At 56.1% G+C, this 1,206-nt stretch carries 1 protein-coding gene; it reads left to right on the forward strand.

Annotated features, from left to right (window positions below):
* Window positions 1-1,206 (forward strand): AMP-binding protein (locus MHN31_RS24070; RefSeq protein WP_239445552.1); only part of this gene is annotated, 1,206 nt, incomplete at both ends.

Consider the following 1,206-nt stretch of genomic DNA (forward strand, 5'->3'; position numbering starts at 1 on the left):
TATACCTCAGGCTCAACCGGTCAGCCCAAAGGCGTGCTGACCCCGCATCGTGCGGTACAGCGTCTTATTAGCACGCCGCACTTTATGACCCTGGACAGCGACACGGTATTCCTGCACAGCGCCAACATTGCCTTTGATGCGGCAACCATAGAGTTGTGGGGACCTTTACTCAATGGTGGACGTTGTGTGCTGTATCCGCAAGACCAGCTGGACATTCATGCACTCAACACACTGATTGATAGTCAGGCCATTAACAGCATGTGGCTGACGGCCGGTTTGTTCAGTGAGTGGAGTCACCACTGTGACGGTCGCACCTCTTTACGTTATGTGCTGGCTGGTGGCGACATAGTCCACGGCGCCGATGTGATGCGGGTGCAGCAAGCATTGCCGCAGGCACAAGTCATCAACGGCTATGGCCCGACGGAAAACACCACCTTCAGCTGTTGTTACGCGATACCGACATTGCATGAGAGTCAGGACATTGCCATAGGTACGCCACTGAATGGCGATCAGGCCCTGGTGCTAAGCGATGACCTGAGTCTGGTGCCGTACGGCAGTGTGGGTGAGCTGTGTGTGGGCGGCGACGGTCTGGCACAGGGTTATCTGAATCAGCCTGAGCTGACGGCCGAGCGCTTTATTGACAATCCATTTTACGACCCCGAGGTGGCAGGCAGCTCGGAGCGACTGTATCGCACCGGCGATTTAGTGCGCTACCTGGCCGATGGCAACCTGGCCTTCGTGGGCCGTGCCGACGACCAAATTAAAATTCGCGGTTTCCGGGTTGAGCTGGGTGAGATTGCTCAGCAGCTGAGCCGCCAGAGTGACATAGACAGTGCACTGGTGCTGGCTAAGAACGGCCCAGCAGGCACCTATTTAGTGGCGTATGTCCAGCCAGTGGAAACTGTTACAGAACAAGCACAGCCAGAGTTTATGACTCAGACACTGGCCACGCTGGCACAAACCTTACCGGATTACATGGTGCCTAAGCTGGGTGTGGTGATTGATGACTGGCCACTGACCGCCAACGGTAAAGTTAACAAAAAAGCCCTGCCTGAAGCTGACACGTCGGCATTGCAGGGTACTTATGTGGCGCCGCAGGGGGAGCGTGAGCAATTAATGGTTACGCTGTGTGGCGAATTGCTGGCACAGCCCGCTGAGCAGCTGAGCGTCACGGCAAACTTTTTCACTCTGGGTGGGCATTCCCTG

The sequence above is a fragment of the Pseudoalteromonas sp. McH1-42 genome (genome assembly GCF_022347845.1).
GTDB classification, from domain to species: Bacteria; Pseudomonadota; Gammaproteobacteria; order Enterobacterales; family Alteromonadaceae; genus Pseudoalteromonas; species Pseudoalteromonas rubra_D.